This window comes from Sphingomonas sp. (assembly GCF_964263785.1).
Lineage (GTDB): Bacteria > Pseudomonadota > Alphaproteobacteria > Sphingomonadales > Sphingomonadaceae > Sphingomonas.
The window spans coordinates 1-20,697 of the sequence record NZ_CAXVWL010000105.1 but is presented as its reverse complement, the minus strand read 5'-3'; the positions used below and the strand labels follow the sequence as shown (position 1 = coordinate 20,697).

Below are 20,697 nucleotides of genomic sequence, written 5' to 3'. Positions count from 1 at the left end.
ACAATTTGCAATTGCGCAAGGACGTGCTGCGATGCACAAGGAGCACGCCTTTCAGGCATCCTCTCCTAAAAACTTTCAAAGGCCGGGCGCAAGTCCGGCCCTTTTTTTGTGCCCACCAATCCGCTATGCGCTGGGCGTCGTCTCGCCGATCATACGAAGTTTCGGAGGGGAAGCCGCCGGCAAGACCGGCACCGGCGCGAACGACATGCGGGGGATAGAGCCTTGGCTCTCCCCCGCATCGTTGCTCAACGAACCGACTGACGCGTGCTGATGCCGCCTCGATCGCAGCAATCGAGGAGAGCCGAGAAAGAATGCCGTTGGACTAACCTTTGGCTAAACTTCCGATCTTGCGATCATCGAAAAATCGAACCTGTCGTTTCAGCTCAGTAAGATCGTCCGATGAGCACCCGCTCAACCGCTGGATGGCCGGTGAACACGCACACACCCGACGTAATGCCCTGCCCCATCGGCGCGTTGCGTATTGTCAGCTTCAGCGCCTTCAACCGTTCGACCACCGCGTCGAGCGCCGCACCCGCGGGTTTCGACCACGGCACATCGACCCAGCCGGGGTTCTTCACGCCCGAGGCGAAACGAGCCTCGACCTCCGCCCACTCGTCCATGGGCACGATGTTGGCGCGCAGGGCGGCGGTGGCCTGCGCGTGGAGCGCGCCCTGGATGTCTTCGAGCATCGCGGCGGCGCCGGCCAGGAAGGCGTCGCGGGCGACGATCTGGCTGTCTAGCTTGCCATCGTGCCGGTATAGCCGGTCACGGCGGATGACCGAGACGTTGCTGCCCGCGACATCGCGGCCGCCGACTTCGATAACGACCGGCGCGCCCTTCTTGACCCAGCCCCAACGCTTGGCGGCGGCCTTGGCGGGTTTGAGGTCGAGCAGGGCGCGGACCGGCTCGCGCAGCGCGGTAAGTTTGGCGAGATCGGCCTGCAAGTCCTTGCAATAGGACACGATCGCCTCATCCTCCGGCTGATCGCGCAGCATCGGCACGATCACCACCTGCCACGGCGCGATGGCGGGGGGCACGCGCAGGCCGTCGTCGTCGCCATGGACCATGATGACGCCGCCGATCATCCGCGTCGACACGCCCCAGCTCGTCGTGTTGGCGAGTTCCAACTGCCCCTCGGCATTCTGGAAGCGGATGTTCTGCGCGGTAGCGAAGTTGGTGCCGAGGAAGTGCGAGGTGCCCGCCTGAAGCGCCTTGCCGTCCTGCATCATCGCCTCGATCGAGTACGTCGCGACCGCGCCGGGGAAGCGCTCGTTCTCGGGCTTCTCGCCGGCGACGACGTGGAGCGCGAGGCAGTCCTCAGCGAAGCTGCGGTAGACCTCCAGCATTTTCAGCGTCTCGTCACGCGCCTCCTGTGCGGTCGCGTGCGCGGTGTGGCCCTCCTGCCAGAGGAACTCGGACGTGCGCAGGAACATGCGGGTGCGCATCTCCCAGCGGACGACGTTGGCCCATTGGTTGATGAGCACCGGCAGGTCGCGCCACGACTGCACCCAGCGCGCGAACGCGGTGCCGATCACGGTTTCGGAGGTCGGGCGGACGACCAGCGGCTCCTCCAGCTTGGCGCTCGGATCGGGGATCAGCCCGCCCTTGTCGTCAGGGATCAGCCGGTGGTGGGTGACGACCGCCATCTCCTTGGCGAAACCCTCGACGTGCTCGGCCTCCTTCTCGAAATAGGAGAGCGGGATGAACAGCGGAAAGTAGCAATTCTCGTGGCCGGTCGCCTTGATCCGGTCGTCGAGGAGCCGCTGGATTCGTTCCCAGATGCCGTAGCCCCAGGGACGAATGACCATGCAGCCGCGCACCCCCGATTCCTCGGCAAGATCGGCTTCGGCGATTACGGACTGATACCAGGCGGCGAAATCGGTTTCGCGGGTGACGGGGAGCGCGTGCTTTATCATGGCCTCGGCGATAGCGTGCCTGTTCGCAGGCGTCACCCCGGTCTTGTTCCGCAGCGCAGCGGATCGCATAGCGCCGGGCATGTCATCCGACCGCATCCTGCCCGCGATCGCGCTGCGGCTGTTGTCGGTGCTAATCTTTGCGTTGATGAACACCGCGATCAAGCTGGCGCAGGGGTCCGGCGCGAGCATCGGCGAGATCCTGTTCTTCCGCCAGTTCGGCGCGTGCCTGCTGGTCGCCAGTGTGATCGCGGCCGGGCCGGGGATGCGATCGGTGGCGACAGGCAAGCTGCCCGCGCATGTCGTGCGTGCCGTGGTGGGGCTGTCGGCAATGGCGTTCACCTTCAACGGCATCGTTGCGCTGCCGCTGGCCGAGGCGACGACGATCGGCTTCACGGTGCCGATCTTCGCGACGATCCTGGGCGCCCTGGTGCTGCGCGAGCCGACGGGGTGGCGGCGCTGGGCGGCGGTGGCGGCGGGGTTCGCAGGCGTGCTGATCGTGGCGCAGCCGACCGGCGCGCACTTTCCGCTGTGGGGCGCGGCGTGTGCGCTGACGGGAGCGTTCGGGACCGCGTCGGTGACGATCCTGCTGCGCCAGATCGGGCGAACCGAGGCGGCACTGACGACGGTGTTCTGGTTCTCCGCGCTGTCCCTGCTGCCGTTGTCGATCATCTACTCCCAAGTAGCGCGACCGCATGACGTCACCGCGTGGTTCTGGCTGGCAAGCGTCGGGCTGCTTGGCGGCGCGGCGCAGATTGCGATGACCAATTCGCTGCGGCTGGGGCCGGTGTCGGTGGTGGTGCCGATGGACTATTCCAGCCTGTTGTGGGCGACGCTGCTCGGCTGGCTGGTGTTCGGTGCGACCCCTGCGCAGGCGACGTGGATCGGTGCGCCGGTGATCGTCGCCAGCGGGCTGTACATCGTCTGGCGCGAGCATGTCCGCAGGCAGGTCGAGACGCGCCAGGCGGTTACCTGATTCCGGCGAGCATCCGCTTGCCGCGCAGGTACATCTCGATGCGTTGCGCGGTGAACAGCCCGAGCGCCAGCGCGACCAGCATGTCGGTGATCGCGGTGGCATCGAGGTGGAGCGCGGTGCTTCCCGCCATGCTGCGCGCGCCGCTGCGCACCGCGACCAGCAGGAGGACGAACAGCATCGCGGCGGGCGACCCGGTCTGGTTCAGCGCGTGGGTGGCGGGATCGATCGTGATCCGCATGGTCTTGCCGCGCTGCCACCCCAACGCCGCGCCCGCCGCCAGCGCGAGCGCGCAGAACAGCCAGCCGAAGCCCGCGGGCGGCGCGTGGACGACCATGGCGACTGCGACGGCCGCGTAGAAGGCGGGAAAGACCCACAAGCGTTCGAGCTTGAGCGGGCGCGCGCGGCGCATCCGACGCCAGCGCAGCGCCAAGACGACCGCGATGACGACGGCGGTGACCGTGTAGGTGACGAGTTTCTGCTGGTCCGGCTGCATGGACGATCCCCCTGCCGTGCGGTGTGGCGTGGCGGGTAGCGCGCGTCCAGTGTCAGGACGGGCAGCTTGATACGCGTGCGGCGATCCGCCACGCTGGCGCGATGCGCCCTACCCTGCTTGTTGCCGCTCTCGCCCTTGTCGCCGCTGCGCCATCCACCACGGACGCCACGTTCGAGCGCATCTGGAAGGCGGAATGGGCTTGGCGGATCGAGCAGGGCATCGCCGATGCGGCGCCCGGGACGGTCGATGCGCATCTGCCCGACGAGTCGCCGCAAGCGCATGCCCGGCGGGCGGTGCGCTGGCGGGCGACGCTCGCCGCGCTCGACGCCCTCGATCAGGCACGGCCGTCGGCCGAGGCGCGGGTGAACTTTCAAGTGTATCGCGCGCAGGTCGCGGCGCTGCTCGACGACGAACGGTTTCGCGAGTGGGAGAAGCCGGTCAACGGCGACAGCGCCTTCTGGTCCGACGTGCAATATCCGGCGCGGGGGGACTTCGCGGGCGGCGAGACGGAGTACCGCGCCTATTTGTCGCAACTGCGCGAGCTGCCACGGTGGATGGATCAGGAGATCGCCAATCTCGATGCGGGGCTGAAGCGCGGGTTCACGCCGCCTAGAATCGTGATGGCCGGGCGTGACGCGCCGGTGGCGGCGATCGCGGAGGCGGACGATCCGGAGAAAACGGTGTTCTTCGAGCCGTTTGCCAAGATGCCCGCGTCCGTGCCGGGACGCGAGGCGCTGCGGGCCCGGGCGCGCGCGGCGATCCGCGACGGGGTGATCCCGGCCTATGCGCGGCTGTTGGCGTTCCTGCGGACGCGCTACCTGCCGGGGCTGCGGCCCGAGCTGGCGGCAACGCGGTTGCCCGACGGTGCGGCCTATTACCAGAGCCGCATCCGTGCCTACACCACGCTCGACATGACGCCGGACGCGATCCATGCGCTGGGGCTGCGCGAGGTGGCGGGCATCCGTGCGGAGATGGAGCGGGCGAAGGCGAATGCGGGGTTCAAGGGTGACCTGCCCGCGTTCCTGGCCTTCCTGCGCACCGATCCGCGCTTCTATGCCAAGACGCCTGACGAGCTGCTCAAGGAGGCGGCTTGGGGGGCGAAGCGGTTCGACGGCATGGCGTCGCAATGGTTCGGGCGGCTGCCGCGGCAGCGGTTCGCAATCCGGCCCGTGCCCGACGACATCGCGGCCTTCTACACCGCAGGGCGTGGCGGGCCGGGGGTGTATCTGGTCAACACCTACGACCTGCCGTCGCGCCCGCTGTTCCAACTGCCCGCACTGACCCTGCACGAGAGCGCGCCGGGGCATGCGTTCCAGATCCCGCTCGCCGCCGAGAACACGACGCTCCCTGCGTTCCGGCGCAACAGCTACATTTCGGCCTATGGCGAAGGCTGGGCGCTATATACGGAGCGGCTGGGCGACGAGATGGGCTTCTACCGGACGCCATACGAGCGGTTCGGGATGCTGAGTTATCAGATGTGGCGTGCGGCAAGGTTGGTGGTGGATACCGGCATCCATGCCAAGCGCTGGACGCGCGAGCAGGCGCTCGCCTTCCTGCGCGACAACACCGCGCTGTCGGAGCGCGAGGTGACGACCGAGGTCGACCGCTACATCGGCTGGCCGGCGCAGGCGCTGAGCTATTACCTGGGTGAAATCGCGATCCGGCGCGCGCGGGCGAAGGCTGAGGCGGCGCTTGGGACCAGGTTCGACATTCGCGCTTTTCACGATACGGTGCTGAGCCTCGGGTCCGTGCCGTTGCCGGTGCTGGAGGCGCGGATCGACCGGTTCATCGCGGACGATGGGCAAGGGCCGTACCAGCAGCCGTAAACGTTGCCTGAAACAAGAAAGGCCACCCATAACAGGTGGCCTTTCCGAACACTTCAGTTCCACCAGCTTGTTATCGCCTTTGCAGAACTGGCTGCTCGCGAAAAGCAGTCTCCAAGCCCGATGCTTTCGCAGCGCGGGAACGCAGATCAATTAATGTTTTACATGTGTTTTGTCAAGGACTCAAAGCCGAGACCGCATAGCGTGGCCACCCGAACGGCCCTTAGTTGTTCCGGTGAAACGCGACCGACCATCCACTGTCGCGGGCCGCCATAACGCGCCCGAGGAATCTTGAAGCGGTCAAGCCGGTCGAGAGACACCGATGAGACCATATCGCACTTCGCCCAAGCGACCGGCGCATCAAAGGGCGGCGGCAAAGCCGGGTCGAGGTCGATACGATATTGGAAGCGCTCGACAGGTATCGGCTCTGTCGTACTGAGCGGTACGACGGTAACCAGTCGCGCCCGGCGACGGAGACGCGGCCCTACTACTACGACGGGCCGCGTCTTACGCATCTCCGGCTCGACCGGATCGAGGTCGTAGTGACATACCAGGATTTCGCCAGCTGGGGGATAGTAGCTAAGCGGCATTGCTGACTGACATAGGCTCTTTCCAGACCAGCACCGGCTTGCGTGCGGCTTGGGTCTCGTCGAGGCGGCTGCGGGGCGCGAAGTGGGGAGCGGTTTTCAGCGCGGTGTCGCCTGCCTTCGCGCGCTCGGCGACCGAACGCAGCGCGGCGATGAACTGGTCTAGGGCCGCCTTCGATTCGGTCTCGGTGGGCTCGACCAGCATCGCGCCGTGGACGACTAGCGGGAAATAGACGGTCATGGGGTGGAAGCCCTCGTCGATCAGTCCCTTGGCGACGTCCAGGGTCGAGAAGCCATCCGCCAGATCGGCGTCGGAGAACAGCGCTTCGTGCATGCAAGGGCCGGAGGCGCCGAAGGGGGCGTTCAGAACGTCGTCGAGGCTGCGCAGGACGTAATTGGCGTTCAGCACCGCGTCCTCGGCGACGTGGCGCAGGCCATCCGCGCCGTGGCTGAGGATATAGGTCAGGGCGCGGGTGAACATGCCCATCTGGCCGTGGAAGGCGACCATGCGGCCGAAGCTGGACGCGTGATGCTCGCCTGCCGTTTCTTCTTCGACAAGCGCGAAGTGATCCCCCTGCTTCTCGACGAAGGGGAGCGGCGCGAAGGGAGTGAGCGCTTCGGAGAAGACGACCGGGCCCGATCCCGGGCCGCCGCCGCCGTGTGGGGTGGAGAAGGTCTTGTGGAGGTTGATGTGCATCGCGTCGATGCCGAGATCGCCCGGCCGGACCCGCCCGACGATCGCATTGAAGTTCGCTCCGTCGCAATAGACGTAGCCGCCGCACGCGTGGACGGCTTCGGAAATCGCGCACATGTCGCGCTCAAACAGGCCGCAGGTGTTTGGGTTGGTGATCATCACCCCGGCGATATCGGAGCCGAGTCGGGCCTTGAGCGCCGCGAGATCGACTCGGCCCTCGGCGGTTGCGGGGATGTTCTCGACCGCGAAGCCCGCGAAGGCGGCGGTGGCGGGGTTGGTGCCGTGGGCGCTTTCAGGGACCAGGATCGTCGTGCGTGCGCCGTCGCCACGCGCCGCCAGCGCGGCCTTGATCGCCAGGATGCCGCAAAGCTCGCCGTGCGCGCCCGCCTTGGGGCTCATCGCCACCGAGTCCATGCCGGTCAGCGTCACCAGCCAATGCGCGAGCTGGTGAATGACTTCGAGCGCACCCTGCACCGTGTCGACGGGCTGGAGCGGGTGGACGTCGGCGAAGCCGGGGAGCCGCGCCATCTTTTCGTTGAGGCGCGGATTGTGCTTCATCGTGCACGATCCGAGCGGGAACAGCCCAAGGTCGATGGCGTAGTTCTGGCGGCTGAGGCGGGTGTAGTGGCGGACGGTCTCGGGCTCCGACATACCGGGGAGGCCGATGGCGGCGGTGCGGGCGAGACGGCCGAGGCGCGACTCGACCGCCCCGGGAGCGGCGACCTCGACCCCGGTCGTGGACGCGTCGCCGATCTCGAAGATCAGCGCTTCCTCCAGCATCAGCGCCTTGTTGCCGGTCGACGTCGCAGGGACGCCGCCGGGGTTTGACGATGGCACTTCGGGGCGCCAGCCGCTTGCGTTGATCGTCATGCCAGCACCTCCGTAAGCGCAGTCGCAAGGGTTTCGACGTCGTCCGCCGTTGTCGTTTCGGTGACCGCGACGACCAGGCCGTTGGTAAGGCCGCTTTCGTCGGGGTAGAGTCGCCCCAGCGACACGCCGGCCAGCATGCCACGATCGGCAAGGGTGCGGACGACAGGCCTTGCAGCCTTGGGAAGTTCGAGCGTGAACTCGTTGAAAAAACTGTCGTTCACGAGCCGCACGCCAGGCACCTGCGAAAGGCGCTCAGCCGCGGCGACCGCGCCTGCGTGATTGGTCGCGGCCAGAGCGCGCAGGCCCGCTTCGCCGAGCAGGGTCATGTGGATTGAAAAGGCCAGCGCGCAAAGCCCTGAGTTCGTGCAGATATTGCTCGTCGCCTTCTCGCGCCGGATATGCTGTTCGCGTGTGGAAAGCGTTAGCACGAAGCCGCGGCGACCGTCCGCATCGATCGTCTCGCCGCACAGCCGCCCCGGCATCTGGCGGACGTATTTGTCCTTGCAGCCGAACAGGCCGACGTAAGGCCCTCCGAACTGGAGACCGACGCCGATTGACTGGCCTTCGCCGACGACGATGTCGGCGTCCATTTCGCCGGGCGATACAATCGCGCCGAGTGCGACGGGTTCGGTGACGACCGCGACCAGGAGTGCCTTCTTCGCGTGGCACGCGTCGGCCAGCGGGCGGAGATCGGCGATGCGGCCGAGGATGTCGGGATACTGGACGACGACGCAGCTCGTTTCGTCGTCGATCCCGGCGATCAGCCGGTCGAGATCGGTGTCGGCGACCAGCCACGGCGCGGTCGTCTCCAGCGTGTCGCCAGTGTATTTCGCCATCGTCTTCGCGACCGAGACGTAGTGCGGGTGGAGCCCGGCCGAAAGAATCGCTTTGCTTCGCCGCGTGATACGGCGCGCCATGACGATGGCTTCCCAACATGCGGTGGAGCCGTCGTACATCGAGGCGTTGGCGACGTCGGTGCCGAGCAGCCGCGCGACCTGGGTCTGGAATTCGAACAGCATCTGCAGCGTGCCCTGCGCGATCTCGGGCTGGTAGGGCGTGTAGGCGGTCAGGAACTCGCCGCGCTGGATCAGGTGATCGACCGACGCGGGAACGTGGTGGCGGTACGCGCCGCAGCCGAGAAAGAAGGGGACCTCGCCTGCGATGGTGTTCTTGCGAGCCAATGCGGTCATGTGGCGTTCGACCGCAAGTTCGGACGCATGCATCGGCAGATCGTGAATCGGGCCATCGAGCTGCGCCTGTGCGGGCACGTCGACGAAGAGCGCGTCGATCGAATCGGCGCCGACGACGCGGAGCATCGCGTCGCGGTCGGGCTGGGTCAGGGGGAGGTAGCGCATTCTGGTTCCTTCTCCCCTCCCTGCAAGGGAGGGGTTGGGGGTGGGTTAGCGGCGGGCGGGCTCGATGCGCGACCGCCGCTTTTAGAGCTGACGTCGGAGCGCGGCTGCGCCGCGCACCCACCCCCCTGCCCCCTCCCTTGCAGGGAGGGGAGAACAAATCACAGCTTCGCGACGAAGGCCTCGTAGGCAGTTTCGTCCATCAATTCCGCCAGTTCCGCGGGATCGCTCAGAGTCAACTTGAAGAACCAGCCGTCCTCTTCCGCGTCGCTGTTGACCAGCGCGGGTTCGTCGGTGAGCGCGGCATTGCCTTCGATGACGGTGCCAGAGACGGGCGCATAGACGTCGGACGCGGCCTTGACCGATTCGACGACCGCGGCCTCGTCACCCTTGGTCAGTTCCTTGCCATCTTCGGGAACGTCGACGAAGACGATGTCGCCCAACTGGCTCTGCGCATATTCGCTGATGCCGACAGTGCCGATGTCGCCATCGACATCGACCCATTCGTGATCCTGGGTGAAATAGCGGCTCATATCACTTACACTCCTGCGCGGACGTAGCGGTGGGAAACGAAGGGCATAGCGGCGACGGTTCCGGTGTGGATCCTGCCGCGCTGAAACAAGCGGACAGGGGTGCCGGGGGCAGCCATCGCAGACGGCACGTAGGCCATCGCTACGGGCGCGCCGACGGTGGGGGCAAAGCCGCCGCTGGTGACCTTGCCGACCGGCGCGTTGTCCGCGTCGACGACGGTCGCGCCTTCGCGCACCGGCTGCTTGCCGTCGACGAGGATGCCGACGCGTTTGGTGGCGGGACCGTCGGTGCGTTCGGCGAGGATGCGCGCCGCACCCGCGAAATCGGCGGCCTCGCGGCGGCGTTTCGACAGCGCGAAGCCGAGATCGGCGGCGACCGGGGTGGTCTCGGGGTCGAGATCGTGGCCGTAGAGCGGCAGCCCGGCCTCGAGCCGCAGCGAATCGCGTGCACCGAGACCGACCGGTTTGACTTCCTTCTGTTCCAGCAACGCATCGGCGAACGCTTCCGCGGCTTGCGCCGGCAGCGATATCTCGAAGCCGTCCTCGCCGGTGTAGCCCGAGCGGCTGGTCCAGAGCGCATGCCCCTGCCAGTCGAAGGCGGCTGCGGTCATGAAGGTCAGCGCCGCAACGCCGGGGATCAGCCGGGCGAGCGCGGTGACAGCTTCTGGGCCCTGCAAGGCAAGGAGCGCCTGCTCGTCGAGCAGGTTCATCGTCACCTCGTCGGGCAGATGATCGAGCAGATAGCCGATATCGTCGTATTTGGTCGCGCCGTTGACGACCATGTAGAGTTCGTCGCCGCGTTTGGTGAGCATGAGATCGTCGAGGATGCCCCCGTCCTCGCCGAGCAACAGCGAATAGCGCATGCGGCCGTCGCCGAGCCCGGTCACGTCGCCGGGAATGACGGCTTCGAGCGCTTTTGCGGCGCCCTCGCCGGTGAAAACAAGCTGCCCCATGTGGCTGACGTCGAACAGCCCGGCATGCTCGCGGGTCCAGAGGTGCTCGGCCATGATGCCGTCGTATTGGACGGGCATCCGGTAGCCGGCGAAGTCGACCATCCGGCCGCCGCGGGCGACGTGCCAGCTATCGAGCGGAAGCTGTTGTATCTCGACGATTTCCTCGTCGGCAAAGTCGATATCGCTCACGGTCGCACTCCGTCGAAGGGGTCGCGACCAGCCCTTTACGGACCGGTCGATCGTCTCGAACCCCCTCTGTCGCTTGAACCTGAGAGCTTTCGCGGGCGTACCCGCTTACCCCTTCGGTGGGACTCAGGCTCGAAGCCCATGTCCGCTTTCCAGAGTGTCGACGCCGCGCGCGGTCCGTTGTGCCTGAGAGATTCCGGGGCGGTTGCTCCTTCGGCGTCCCGCTCGACCGGTGAAGGTCGGAGGGCTCTCTCCCGCGCGCTGCCATGGCGATTGACCGCCATCGACCCCCGAGGTTTGGCCGCGCGAGGCGCCCGAGTCAATCGGTCACCGCGTCGCGTTGTACCGTAATTGCGCGTCGGTGAGCTGGAAGCCGACCAGCGCCTCGAACGACGCGCGCAGCACCGCCTGGCGGACCTCGGGCTTGGTCAGCGGATCGGTGGCGGCATCCTCGTCGCCGGCCTTGCGCTTGCGGGTGATCTGCTGGCGGATCTCGTCCGGGAGCGTCGCGGCGGCGCGGCTGACGTAGCCGATCCCCTGCCCGGTCGTCGAGGCACGCGCTTGCCCCGCATCGAAGTGGACGCTCACGCGGCCGACCCGCTTGGCGACGACGTTGCTGCCGCCGCGGACCATTGTGATGAAATACGGCAGGACGACGTCGCGCGGCGCTTCGGTGCGGGTACGCGTCGCGCGGACCTCGAAGGTGACGGTCGACGTGATCTGGTCGGTGGCATCGGCGCAGGCGCCGCGAACGTTGGTGATCGACGCGACGACATCGATCGCGCTCTCGTCGCGGCTAGTCTCGGGCGCGAAGAGCGTGACGTCGCCGGTGCCCGCGGGCACGCCGACGATCGGGCAGGCGGAGCGCACCGCGCTGATCCCTCCTGTCGCGTCGATCTCGCCGCTCTTGGCGCAGCCGCCCAGAACGGCGAGGACGGGGAGCGCCCAGACAGACGGATGGAGAACGAGAGCCTTCACGGGACGCATACCTTTGTTGGGGAGCGCCTGCGCCATAACCGGCTTTGCCGCTGGCAGGCAATCGCGTAAGGCGGGGCGCGTGATCGAAGCCGTCCCCGCCCCCTCCCCGTCCGCCGCGCCCAAGCCGGTGCTGGAGCTCCTCATCGCCGCGCCGCGCGGATTCTGCGCAGGCGTGGACCGCGCTATCCGGATCGTCGAACTAGCGATCGAGAAGCACGGGGCGCCGGTCTATGTCCGCCACGAGATCGTCCACAACAAGTTCGTCGTCGACAGCCTGCGCGCGAAGGGCGCGGTGTTCGTCGAGGAGCTGGACGAGGTTCCCGACGGCGCGCCGGTGGTGTTTTCGGCGCATGGCGTGCCCAAGTCGGTGCCCGCGGCGGCGGACGACCGGGGACTAGACTATCTCGACGCGACCTGCCCCTTGGTGTCGAAGGTCCATCGCCAGGCCGAACGGCTGGTGGCGGCGGGGCGGCATATCGTGTTCATCGGCCACACCGGGCACCCCGAGGTGATCGGGACGTTCGGACAGGTGCCCGCGGGCGCGATGTCGCTGATCGAGACCGCCGCCGATGCGGAGGCCTTTTCGCCGCCTGACCCGGCGAACCTTGCGTTTCTCACCCAGACGACGCTGTCGGTCGACGACACCGCGGCGGTGGTCGCGACGTTGCAGCGGCGCTTTCCGCTGATGCAGGCGCCACGAGGCGAGGACATCTGCTACGCGACCTCGAATCGGCAGGCCGCGGTGAAGGCGATCGCGGCGTCGGTCGATGCGATGCTGGTGATCGGCGCGCCCAATTCGTCGAACTCGGTGCGCCTCGTCGAGGTCGCGGAGCGCGAGGGGGTGCCGGCACGGCTGATCCAGCGCGCTGACGAGCTCGACTGGGAGTTCCTGGAGGGCGTCGGCACGCTGGGCATCACCGCCGGCGCGTCGGCGCCCGAGCTGCTGGTGCGCGAGCTCGTCGACCGGCTGGCGACGCGGTACGACGTGATCGAACGCGAGGAAGAGACGACGCGCGAGACAATCGCGTTCAAGCTGCCGCGCGGGCTCGAAGCCGCAGCCTGACGTGGCGGTCTATACCCAGGTTTCCGCCGAGGCGCTGAGCGCGTTCCTGGCCGATTACGACGTCGGCGAACTGGTGTCGGCCAAGGGGATCGCCGAGGGGGTGGAGAATTCCAACTACCTCGTCGACACGACGCGCGGGCGGTTCATCCTGACCTTGTACGAGAAGCGCGTCGAGGCGGGGGACTTGCCGTTCTTCATGGCGTTGCTCGATCATCTGGCGGCCAAGGGCCTGGCCGTACCGCCCGCGATTAAGGATCGTTTGGGCGTGGCGATCAAGGAACTGGAAGGGCGGCCTGCGTGCCTCATCCGTTTCCTGCCCGGCGTGTCGCTCTCGCATCCCACACCGAAGCAGGCGCGGGCTGCGGGGCAAGCGATGGCGGACATGCACGCCGCGGTCGCCGACTTTGCGCCGACCCGCGCCAATTCGATGGGGTTCAGGACGTGGCAGCCGCTATTCGAGCGGTGCGGGCGCAGCCTGAACAATATCGCGCCCGGCCTGTACGACGACCTCGGCTTCGCGATCGAGGACGTCACCTCGTTCTGGTTCGACGACGATTTCGATCATATCGCGATTCACGCCGACCTGTTCCCCGACAACGTCCTGATGCTCGGCGACGAGGTGGCGGGCCTGATCGATTTCTATTTCGCCTGCACCGACATCCGCGTCTATGACCTTGCCGTCATGCACTCCGCCTGGTCCTTTAATGCCGCCGGATCGATTTATGCTCCCCAGATCGGCGATGCGCTGATCGAGGGTTATGGCCGCCGGTTCGCGTTGTCGCCGTTCGAGACCGCCGAATTTCAGAAGCTCGCGAGCGGCGCGTGCATCCGTTTCGCGCTGTCGCGCGCCTGGGACTGGCTCAATACGCCCGCCGATGCGCTGGTGACCCGCAAAGACCCGCTCGCCTACATGCGGCGGCTGCGCCATTACGATCCGGCGCTGGCGAAGCGAGTGGCATGAGCGAACTGACAAAGGTCGACATCGCCACCGACGGCGCGTGCAAGGGCAATCCGGGGCCGGGCGGCTGGGGGGCGCTAATCCGCATGGGGGAGCATGAGAAGGAATTGTCCGGCGGCGAGGCGGTGACGACCAACAACCGCATGGAGATGACCGCGGCGATCCAGGCGCTGAACGCGCTGACGCGGCCGTGCGAGGTGACGCTGTCGACCGACAGCCGATACGTGATGGACGGGCTGACCAAATGGGTGGCGGGCTGGAAGCGCAACGGCTGGCGGACCGCGGACAAGAAGCCGGTGAAGAACGCCGAGCTCTGGCACGCGCTGATCGCGGCGGTCGACCGCCATGTCGTCAAATGGGTGTGGGTGAAGGGGCATGCCGGGCACCCGGACAACGAGCGTGTCGACAAGCTCGCGAGCGATGCGGCGGTGGCGGCGGGAAAGCGGACCTAGGCGAACGATCGCTCGCGGCGCTCAATGGACCTTTGGGGTAGGCGCCGGGCCTGCCTTCGGCATAGGCATAGTCGTCGGCGAACGACGTCATGTCGGTGCGCCGGAATATAAACGGTTCGCCGCGGACGTATTCGGGCTGCAACCCCGTTCCCCTGCCCTTCCATTTCGGCGCGACCACGCCGAGGTTGATGACGCAGCCGATCGGCGCGATGACGAGCGACAGGTGGCTGAAATATCCGGGCAGAGCCAGGGTCTGGACGATTTCGTCGCGGGGCAGGATGACATCGCCGAACGACATCCACCGGCCTTCCTCACCGGATGCGGCGCGACCCGGCAGGTCTACGCCATCGGTGTGGAATCGAAAGCCGCGAAGGGGTGTTGTCAGCTCGAAGGTCAGATAATGTTCGTTCGTCCATGCGGTATCGTCGAAGGACTTGGCCCGCGGTTCGATCAGGTGACCATCGACGACGATTTGACCGCCAAAGGCGTGATAATGTGCCATCCTGTTCCTCCGCCGAGATCGCGAACTTACAGGACCATGCGATCACGCCCAATGTCAGATGCGTACTTGGGTGGACGCGAAAATCAGGTCCTTAGGCGGCTCGGCGCGTAGGCTGCCGGGTCGATGCCCGCTATCGCGGCAGCGGGCGCACGCTCGAGCAGCACGCTTGCCGCCAGCATGGCGGCGGCGGGGGCGGTCTGGATGCCGAAGCCGCCCTGCCCTGCGCACCAGAAGAAGCCGGGGACGCTCGCATCGAAGCCGTAGACCGGCAGGCGGTCGGGCGCGAAGCTGCGCAGGCCCGCCCAGCGGCGCTCGACCGCGGCGACCTGCCAGTCGACGACGTGTTCGAAGCGGTCGATGGCCACCGCGACGTCGAGTTCCTCGGGCGCGACGTCGTGCGGGTCGACGAGGGTTTCGTCGTGCGGGCTGAGCCATAGCCGCCCGCCCGCCTCGGGCTTGAAGTAGAAATGGCCTGAGATGTCGGCAACATGGGGCATGCCCGGCGGCGGTGCGGGATCGGTGCGCAGCTGGGCAATGGTGCGGCGGTACGCGCGGATGCCGATCGGCGCGACGCCTGCGGCCTGCGCGACCGTGTCGGCCCAGGCGCCGGCGGCGTTCACCAGGATCTCGGCGTCGAACGCGCCTGCCCCCGTTTCGAGACGCCAGCGGCCATCCTGGCGCTCGGCGGCGTGAAGCGCGGCGCCCGTCACAAGGGGGGCGCCATGGCGGCGGGCGGTGGCGAGCGTGGCGGCGTGAAGCGCGGCAACGTCGATGTAGGCGCAACTGGGCTCGAGCACGCCGAGGGTCCATTCGGGGCGCAGCCCGGGGACGGCCGCGGCGGGATCGACTCGTTCCAGCGGCACTGCGCTCCCTGCGAATTCGGCCATGAAGGCGTCGATCGCCGCGGCGTCGGCGGCGCGGCCGATGTGGAGCGAGCCGAGCGGTTCGAGGAAGCCGCCGGCCCGCAGCGCCGGGCCCGAGGCGGTCGTCAGCGGCTGGATCGCGGGGCCGCCGTAGGTTTCCGACCAGAAGGCGGCCGAACGCCCGGTCGCGTGATAGCCGGGGGTCGATTCGCCCTCAACTATGAGGACGCGGGCGTGTGGCGCGAGCTTGGCCGCCAGGCTGGCGCCCGCGATGCCGGCGCCGACGATGGCAATGTCGTAGGTCACGCCATGCGGGCCAGAAAGGCGTCGATCGCGGACAGCGCCCGGTCGCGGACCGGATCGGCCTCACGCAGGATTTCGTGCGCCGACTCGGGCCCGAAACGGAGCAGCGTCGCACCGCGCAGCCGCGTCGCCACCTTCACCGCGGCGCGTGCGTCGACCAGGCCGTCGTGATCGGCGACGAGCAGCAGCACCGGCGGCGCCAGCGTGGCGAGGCGCGGATCGCGTGCCAGCGCGCCGGTCGCTTCGAACGATTCGGCCAGCCATGCCCAGCTTGGCGGGCTGGGGGCGTGATCGGGAGCCTGCGCGTGCCACCACGTCTCGTCGGCGTAGCGCGCGACATCGGTGGTCAGCAGCGGCTGGCGCGCGACTCGCGAATCGGGACGTTCGTTGGTCTTCCAGGCGAGCCGCGCAGGATCGCCCCGGTCGCGCAGGAAGCGCGACACGGGCGCGCTGAACCGGCCGAGCGGACTGCGCAGGCCGAGCATCGGTGCAACCAGGACCAGCGCATCGGGGTCCACCGCCTGCTCGACCGCAGCGCGGAGCGCGAGGAAGCCCCCCATCGAATGGCCGAGCAGCACCCGCGGCTTGTTCCGCGGCAACGTACGCCAGACCGCCGCCAGATCCCGGATCGCGGTCGCGAACTCGCCGTGGGCAACGTCGAGCGGCGGACGCCCCGATCCGCCATGCCCGCGCCAGTCGAACGCGACGATGCTCCAGCCCGCGGCGTGCCAGTGCGCGAACGCCTCGAGATACTTTTCGAACACATCGGCACGCCCGGGCTGGAACACCAGAACCCCACGCGAATCGGTGGCGGGCCAGTCGAAGCGGCGCAGCGGCCAGCCGTCAGGGGTAATCCAGCGCGAGACGGTCGCGCTCGCGGGAATGGTACGGCGCGGGTCGGTCATCGTTCACGTGGTTACGGTTTCGTAAGCGGTCGCGTCTAGCCTCGCGGCCATGAACCTGTCGTTTTCGACCGCCATGCTCGCGATCCTCGGCCTCCTGCTCCTGTCGGCGGGGATCGAGGACGTGCGCACGCGCGAGATCGCCAATCGGAAGAACGCCGCCATCGCGCTGCTCGCGCCCGTCTGGTGGTGGGCCGCGGGCGTGGGTTTTTGGCCAGGGGTAGCGATGCAGATCGGGGTCGCGATGGTCGCACTGGCGGCATTCGCGGTCGCGTTCCGATTCGGCTGGATGGGCGGCGGCGACGTCAAGCTGATCGCCGCGCTGGCGCTCTGGCTGCCGGTCGGGTCGCTGGCATGGATGCTGATCGTGATGTCGATGATCGGCGGCGTGCTGACCGCGGTGATGCTGGCCGAGCACGGGTTCGCCCGGCGCGAAGGCGTGATCGAGGTGCCGTACGGCGTCGCGATCGTGGTCGCAGCGCTGCTCACATTGCGTGAACCGATACTTAACCAATTTCCTTGATGTTGAAGGCTGGACCAACCGGCCGCGCTCGAAAGGCACGCATTCGCCATGGATAGTCGCAAAATCATGTTGCTGGCAGGCGCGCTGATCGTCGCTGCGATCACCGCGTTCTTCGCACGCACGCTGATGACGGGCAGCGCCACCGCGCCCGCCTCCGCCTCGATCAATTCCCAAACCGTCGTCGTCGACGGACCTGGCGTGCTGGTCGCCACCCGCGCGCTGCCGGTCGGCACGATCCTGGACGCCACCGCGCTGAAGTTTCAGCCATGGCCCAAGGAGCTGGTCGACAATGCCTATTTCATCCAGGGCAAGGCCGACCTGAAGCAATTGCAGGGCACCGTGGTGCGCAACGCGATCACCGCGGGACAGCCGGTAACGCAGGGCGCGCTGGTGAAGCCGGGCGATCGCGGCTTCCTGGCCGCAGCACTCGGGCCGGGGATGCGGGCGGTCACCTTTCCAGTATCGGCCCAGACATCGGTCGCGGGCTTCGTCTTTCCGGGCGATCGCATCGACCTGGTGCTGACGCAGCAGGTCGCGGGCGGCGGCGACGGTCAGCCGCTCAAGGTATCGGAGACGATCCTGCGCAACGTCCGCGTGCTCGCCACCGACCAGCGCACCGACAATACGGTGGGCGAGGACGGCAAGACCGTCGTACGCACCTTCGGCACCGTGACCGTCGAGGGCACGCCCAGGGTCGCGGAACAGATCGCGGTCGCGCAGACCGTCGGCGCGCTGTCGCTGTCGTTGCGATCGATCGCGGACAATCCAGCCGAGCTGGAGGAAGCCATTGCGTCCGGCGAGGTCAAGGTGCCAACCAACGGTGACGCCAAGGCCGAAAAGGCCATGCTGGTCAAACTGGCCGGTCAGCCGACCACTGGCGGATCGACCTTCGCCACCGGCGCCGACGTCTCGCGTTTCCAGCGCTCCACGGTGCCGAGCAAGCCGTCCGGGGGCGGAATGGGTGGACCGAGCGGAGCGCCCATCGCCGCGGGATCGGGCGCGAGCTTCCCGGGATCGGCACCTGCCGTGACGCTGGGCCCAGTCGTGCGGGTTGCGCGCGGCAACACTGTGACCGTCGTACCTGTCGGGGGGAAGAACTGATGCGCATCGCACTTATGCCGATCGGCTGGCCGCTTGCGGCAGCCCTGATCGCCGCCGCTCCCGCCGGAGCAGCACCCGAGAAGCCCCGCGTGACACCCGCCGCGCGGACCGGGGGTAGCCTCCAGACCGTCCAGGTCAACACCGGCCGCGGCCGGCTGGTGACGCTGGCACGGCCGATGAGCGACCTGTTCGTCGCCGACGATTCGATCGCCGACGTCCAGGTCCGATCGCCGACCCAGCTCTATGTCTTCGGCAAGAAGACCGGCGAGACGACGATCTCGGCGACCACCAAAGGCGGCGGCGTCGTCTATGCCGCGACCGTCCGGGTCGGCAACAATTACGACTCGGTCGGCTCGATGCTGCGCCTGGCGATGCCAGAAGCGACGATCGTCGCGACGCCGATGAACGGCCTGGTGCTGCTGACCGGCACGGTCGCGGCGCCCGACGATGCGGCGGAAGCCGAGCGGCTGGTGCAGGCCTATGTCGGCGAATCGACCAAGGTGCTGTCGCGGCTGAAGACCGCGACCCCGTTGCAGGTCAACCTGCAGGTTCGGATCGCGGAGGTGAGCCGCACCTTCGCCAAGAACATCGGCAGCAATCTGACCACGCTCGACGGCACCGGCGGCTTCAAGTTCGGCATCGGCACCGGCCGCACCACCACGTCGCAATTCAATGCGCTGGGCGGCCCCCTCGGGATCGGCTCGACCGCGGCGACGTGTTTGCCGCCGATCTCGGCCACCGGTCAGTGCGCCGGCACCATCCCCGGCACGGCGATCACGCCGGGCAGTCAACGCACCACCTTCGGCTTCCTCACAAAATTGTTGGGCCTCGACCTGCTCGGCGCGCTCGACCTCGGCGAGACGGTGGGTCAAGTGACGACGCTCGCAAACCCCAATCTCACCGCATTGTCGGGCGAGACCGGCACTTTCCTGGCCGGTGGCGAAGTGCCGATCCCGGTGTCGCAGGGACTCGGCGCGGTGACGGTCGAGTACAAGCAATATGGCGTCGGCCTGTCCTACACGCCGACCGTGCTGGCGGACGGACGCATCTCGATGCGGGTCCGCCCCGAAGTGTCGCAGCTGGATTACTCCAACGCGGTCACGCTCGGCGGCACCCGCGTGCCCGGGCTCACCACCCGGCGGACCGAGACCACCGTCGAGCTCGGCTCCGGCCAGAGCATGATGATCAGCGGCCTGCTGTCGAACAGCCACAACAACACGTATGACAAGACGCCGGGTTTGAGCGACCTGCCGGTGATCGGCGCGCTGCTCCGCTCCAACCAGTTCCAGCGCAACGAGACCGAGCTGGTAATCGTGATCACGCCGTATCTGGTGAAGCCGGTCAACAACGCCGCCGACATCGCGCTGCCGACCGATGGCTACAAGGCGCCGAGCGATCTCGGCCGGGTGCTGCTGGGCCAATTGAGCGGCGGCACGACCGGCGAACGCCGGCCGGTGGCGACGATGGTGCCGCCCACCGGATCGCCGCCCCCTTCGATCGGCGCCGTCGCACCGGTACAGGCCGCGCCCGCGGGCACCCGCCCGCCGGCGGCCAAGCCGGACGCCAAGCCCAAGAAGGGCAAGCGCGGCGATGCGCCCGCACCCGGCTTCTCGAACTGATGCGAAGGACCCTGTCCATGACCAGATCGCTTCTCCTCCTCGCCGCCGCCATCCCTGCCCTGACACTGGGCGGATGCATGGGCACCCAAAACCGCGGCATCGAATCGGTGCACCAGCCGGTCGTCGCGCGGCATGACTATGCGCTCGACCTCGCGACGCAGGGCGACGGCCTGGCGCCGGGCGAGGCGCAGCGGCTGGCCGGCTGGTTCGGATCGATGCATCTCGGCTACGGCGACCGGGTCGCGGTCGATGACCCGGAAAATGCGCGCGGCGCACGCCGGGACGTCGGCGGCATCGTCGCGCGATCGGGGCTGTTGCTGTCCGACGACGCGCCGGTCACCGGTGCCTCCGTCGCGCCCTCCACGATCCGCGTCGTCGTCAGCCGGCTGAAGGCGGACGTGCCCGGATGCCCCGACTGGAGCCGCGATTCGGCGCACGAGTTCGACAGCAACACCTCATCCAACTACGGCTGCGCGGTGAACACCAACGTGGCGGCGATGGTCGCCAACCCGGGCGATCTGGTTCGCGGGCAAGGCAGCACGACCGGCGCCGACCCGCGGGTCAGCTACCGCGCGATCGACACGTACCGCAAGGCGCAGACGACCGGCAACGGCGGCGGCAAGGTCGAATCCGCTGGCGCAGGAGGCAAGTAGAATGAACGCACCCTGGAAACCCGCCGGTGCCGCGCACCGCGAGCCCTTCACCGCTTATGTCTGCGACGAGACGACCGCCGAGGCGATCCGGCCGATCGCGCTGGAGCTGGGCTGGTCGCCCGACAAGGTCAACCGCGGCGGCCTGCGCAACGCGGTCCAGTCGCTGTCGGTTTCGGCGAGCCCGCAGATCCTGTTCGTCGATCTGGCCGAATCCGGCGATCCGCTGAACGACATCAATGCGCTCGCCGAAGTGTGCGAGCCGGGCACGGTGGTGATCGCCAGCGGGCAGGTCAACGACGTCCGGCTGTACCGCGACCTAGTCGCCAGCGGCATTCAGGATTACCTGCTCAAGCCGTTGTCGCCCGACATGCTGCGCGATTCCTTCACGCACGCGCAGGCGATG

The 20,697-nt window shown here is 67.7% G+C and carries 21 protein-coding genes, 1 pseudogene and 1 riboswitch; of the genes and pseudogenes, 12 read left to right on the top strand and 10 right to left on the bottom strand.

Annotated features, from left to right (window positions below; genetic code table 11):
• Positions 1 to 31 precede the first annotated feature (31 nt).
• The gene (locus tag ACE5C1_RS13860; protein ID WP_374944662.1) at positions 32 to 271 is read left to right on the top strand and encodes a hypothetical protein; all 240 of its coding nucleotides are present in this window, start codon (positions 32 to 34) and stop codon (positions 269 to 271) included.
• 112 nt (positions 272 to 383) lie between these two features.
• Here ACE5C1_RS13860 and ACE5C1_RS13855 read toward each other — a convergent pair whose 3' ends face one another.
• Entirely contained in the window at positions 384 to 1,916 is a 1,533-nt protein-coding gene (locus ACE5C1_RS13855) for an aminoacyl--tRNA ligase-related protein (protein ID WP_374944661.1), read from the bottom strand.
• A gap of 79 nt (positions 1,917 to 1,995) precedes the next feature.
• On the opposite strand from ACE5C1_RS13855, the gene ACE5C1_RS13850 reads away from it, so the two are divergent.
• Positions 1,996 to 2,889 carry a DMT family transporter gene (locus ACE5C1_RS13850; protein ID WP_374944660.1) on the top strand — a complete coding sequence of 298 codons (894 nt, stop codon included), beginning with the start codon at positions 1,996 to 1,998 and terminating at the stop codon, positions 2,887 to 2,889.
• On the opposite strand, the gene ACE5C1_RS13845 is transcribed toward ACE5C1_RS13850, so the two are convergent.
• The gene (locus ACE5C1_RS13845) at positions 2,882 to 3,382 is read right to left on the bottom strand and encodes a CcdC protein domain-containing protein (protein WP_374944659.1); all 501 of its coding nucleotides are present in this window, start codon (positions 3,380 to 3,382) and stop codon (positions 2,882 to 2,884) included. The genes ACE5C1_RS13850 and ACE5C1_RS13845 overlap by 8 nt on opposite strands.
• Before the next feature lie 101 nt (positions 3,383 to 3,483).
• On the opposite strand from ACE5C1_RS13845, the gene ACE5C1_RS13840 reads away from it, so the two are divergent.
• A complete protein-coding gene (locus ACE5C1_RS13840) occupies positions 3,484 to 5,208 on the top strand; it encodes a DUF885 family protein (RefSeq protein WP_374944658.1) in 1,725 nt (574 codons plus the stop codon).
• A 158-nt stretch (positions 5,209 to 5,366) separates the two neighbouring features.
• Here ACE5C1_RS13840 and ACE5C1_RS13835 read toward each other — a convergent pair whose 3' ends face one another.
• The 6 genes from ACE5C1_RS13835 to ACE5C1_RS13810 form a co-directional block, all read right to left on the bottom strand.
• A complete protein-coding gene (locus tag ACE5C1_RS13835; protein ID WP_374944657.1) occupies positions 5,367 to 5,795 on the bottom strand; it encodes a type II toxin-antitoxin system PemK/MazF family toxin in 429 nt (142 codons plus the stop codon).
• On the bottom strand, positions 5,785 to 7,356 hold the full coding sequence (gene gcvPB, locus ACE5C1_RS13830) for an aminomethyl-transferring glycine dehydrogenase subunit GcvPB (protein WP_374944656.1): 1,572 nt from the start codon (positions 7,354 to 7,356) through the stop codon (positions 5,785 to 5,787). Before gcvPB ends, ACE5C1_RS13835 begins: the two co-directional genes overlap by 11 nt.
• Positions 7,353 to 8,711, bottom strand: a complete 1,359-nt coding sequence (gene gcvPA / locus ACE5C1_RS13825; RefSeq protein ID WP_374944655.1) for an aminomethyl-transferring glycine dehydrogenase subunit GcvPA — start codon at positions 8,709 to 8,711, stop codon at positions 7,353 to 7,355. Before gcvPA ends, gcvPB begins: the two co-directional genes overlap by 4 nt.
• Before the next feature lie 158 nt (positions 8,712 to 8,869).
• A complete protein-coding gene (gene gcvH, locus ACE5C1_RS13820; protein ID WP_374944654.1) occupies positions 8,870 to 9,241 on the bottom strand; it encodes a glycine cleavage system protein GcvH in 372 nt (123 codons plus the stop codon).
• A gap of 5 nt (positions 9,242 to 9,246) precedes the next feature.
• Complete coding sequence (gene gcvT / locus ACE5C1_RS13815) at positions 9,247 to 10,380, bottom strand: glycine cleavage system aminomethyltransferase GcvT (protein ID WP_374944653.1); 1,134 nt, start codon at positions 10,378 to 10,380, stop codon at positions 9,247 to 9,249.
• 160 nt (positions 10,381 to 10,540) lie between these two features.
• Positions 10,541 to 10,644, bottom strand: a riboswitch (glycine riboswitch).
• 60 nt (positions 10,645 to 10,704) lie between these two features.
• The gene (locus ACE5C1_RS13810; RefSeq protein WP_374944652.1) at positions 10,705 to 11,355 is read right to left on the bottom strand and encodes a hypothetical protein; all 651 of its coding nucleotides are present in this window, start codon (positions 11,353 to 11,355) and stop codon (positions 10,705 to 10,707) included.
• Positions 11,356 to 11,434: 79 nt separating this feature from the next.
• On the opposite strand from ACE5C1_RS13810, the gene ispH reads away from it, so the two are divergent.
• The 4 genes from ispH to ACE5C1_RS13790 all read left to right on the top strand — a co-directional run bounded on the left by ispH (position 11,435) and on the right by ACE5C1_RS13790 (position 14,441).
• Positions 11,435 to 12,418, top strand: coding sequence for a 4-hydroxy-3-methylbut-2-enyl diphosphate reductase (gene ispH / locus ACE5C1_RS13805; protein WP_374944651.1), 984 nt, complete (start codon positions 11,435 to 11,437; stop codon positions 12,416 to 12,418).
• Between the two features lies 1 nt (position 12,419).
• On the top strand, positions 12,420 to 13,379 hold the full coding sequence (thrB, locus tag ACE5C1_RS13800; RefSeq protein ID WP_374944650.1) for a homoserine kinase: 960 nt from the start codon (positions 12,420 to 12,422) through the stop codon (positions 13,377 to 13,379).
• Entirely contained in the window at positions 13,376 to 13,828 is a 453-nt protein-coding gene (gene rnhA / locus ACE5C1_RS13795) for a ribonuclease HI (protein ID WP_374944649.1), read from the top strand. Before thrB ends, rnhA begins: the two co-directional genes overlap by 4 nt.
• A gap of 223 nt (positions 13,829 to 14,051) precedes the next feature.
• A complete protein-coding gene (locus tag ACE5C1_RS13790) occupies positions 14,052 to 14,441 on the top strand; it encodes a hypothetical protein (protein WP_374944648.1) in 390 nt (129 codons plus the stop codon).
• Here the strand turns inward: ACE5C1_RS13790 and ACE5C1_RS13785 are convergent.
• Together ACE5C1_RS13785 and ACE5C1_RS13780 are read right to left on the bottom strand one after the other, a co-directional pair.
• On the bottom strand, positions 14,414 to 15,499 hold the full coding sequence (locus ACE5C1_RS13785; protein ID WP_374944647.1) for an NAD(P)/FAD-dependent oxidoreductase: 1,086 nt from the start codon (positions 15,497 to 15,499) through the stop codon (positions 14,414 to 14,416). The two genes, ACE5C1_RS13790 and ACE5C1_RS13785, sit on opposite strands and share 28 nt — an antisense overlap.
• Positions 15,496 to 16,401 carry an alpha/beta fold hydrolase gene (locus ACE5C1_RS13780; protein ID WP_374944646.1) on the bottom strand — a complete coding sequence of 302 codons (906 nt, stop codon included), beginning with the start codon at positions 16,399 to 16,401 and terminating at the stop codon, positions 15,496 to 15,498. The genes ACE5C1_RS13785 and ACE5C1_RS13780 overlap by 4 nt, the downstream gene beginning before the upstream one ends.
• 49 nt (positions 16,402 to 16,450) lie before the next feature.
• Here ACE5C1_RS13780 and ACE5C1_RS13775 point away from each other — a divergent pair, with 49 nt between their 5' ends.
• The 5 genes and pseudogenes from ACE5C1_RS13775 to ACE5C1_RS13755 all read left to right on the top strand — a co-directional run.
• Positions 16,451 to 16,921 (top strand): prepilin peptidase, encoded by a 471-nt coding sequence (locus ACE5C1_RS13775; RefSeq protein ID WP_374944645.1) that lies wholly within the window; start codon positions 16,451 to 16,453, stop codon positions 16,919 to 16,921.
• A gap of 48 nt (positions 16,922 to 16,969) precedes the next feature.
• Positions 16,970 to 18,022, top strand: a complete 1,053-nt coding sequence (gene cpaB / locus ACE5C1_RS13770; RefSeq protein ID WP_374944644.1) for a Flp pilus assembly protein CpaB — start codon at positions 16,970 to 16,972, stop codon at positions 18,020 to 18,022.
• The gene (locus ACE5C1_RS13765) at positions 18,022 to 19,641 is read left to right on the top strand and encodes a type II and III secretion system protein family protein (protein ID WP_374944643.1); all 1,620 of its coding nucleotides are present in this window, start codon (positions 18,022 to 18,024) and stop codon (positions 19,639 to 19,641) included. The genes cpaB and ACE5C1_RS13765 overlap by 1 nt, the downstream gene beginning before the upstream one ends.
• Before the next feature lie 17 nt (positions 19,642 to 19,658).
• Positions 19,659 to 20,294 carry a CpaD family pilus assembly protein gene (locus ACE5C1_RS13760; protein WP_374944642.1) on the top strand — a complete coding sequence of 212 codons (636 nt, stop codon included), beginning with the start codon at positions 19,659 to 19,661 and terminating at the stop codon, positions 20,292 to 20,294.
• A gap of 1 nt (position 20,295) precedes the next feature.
• A pseudogene (locus tag ACE5C1_RS13755) lies at positions 20,296 to 20,697 on the top strand (pilus assembly protein CpaE); the annotation flags it as partial.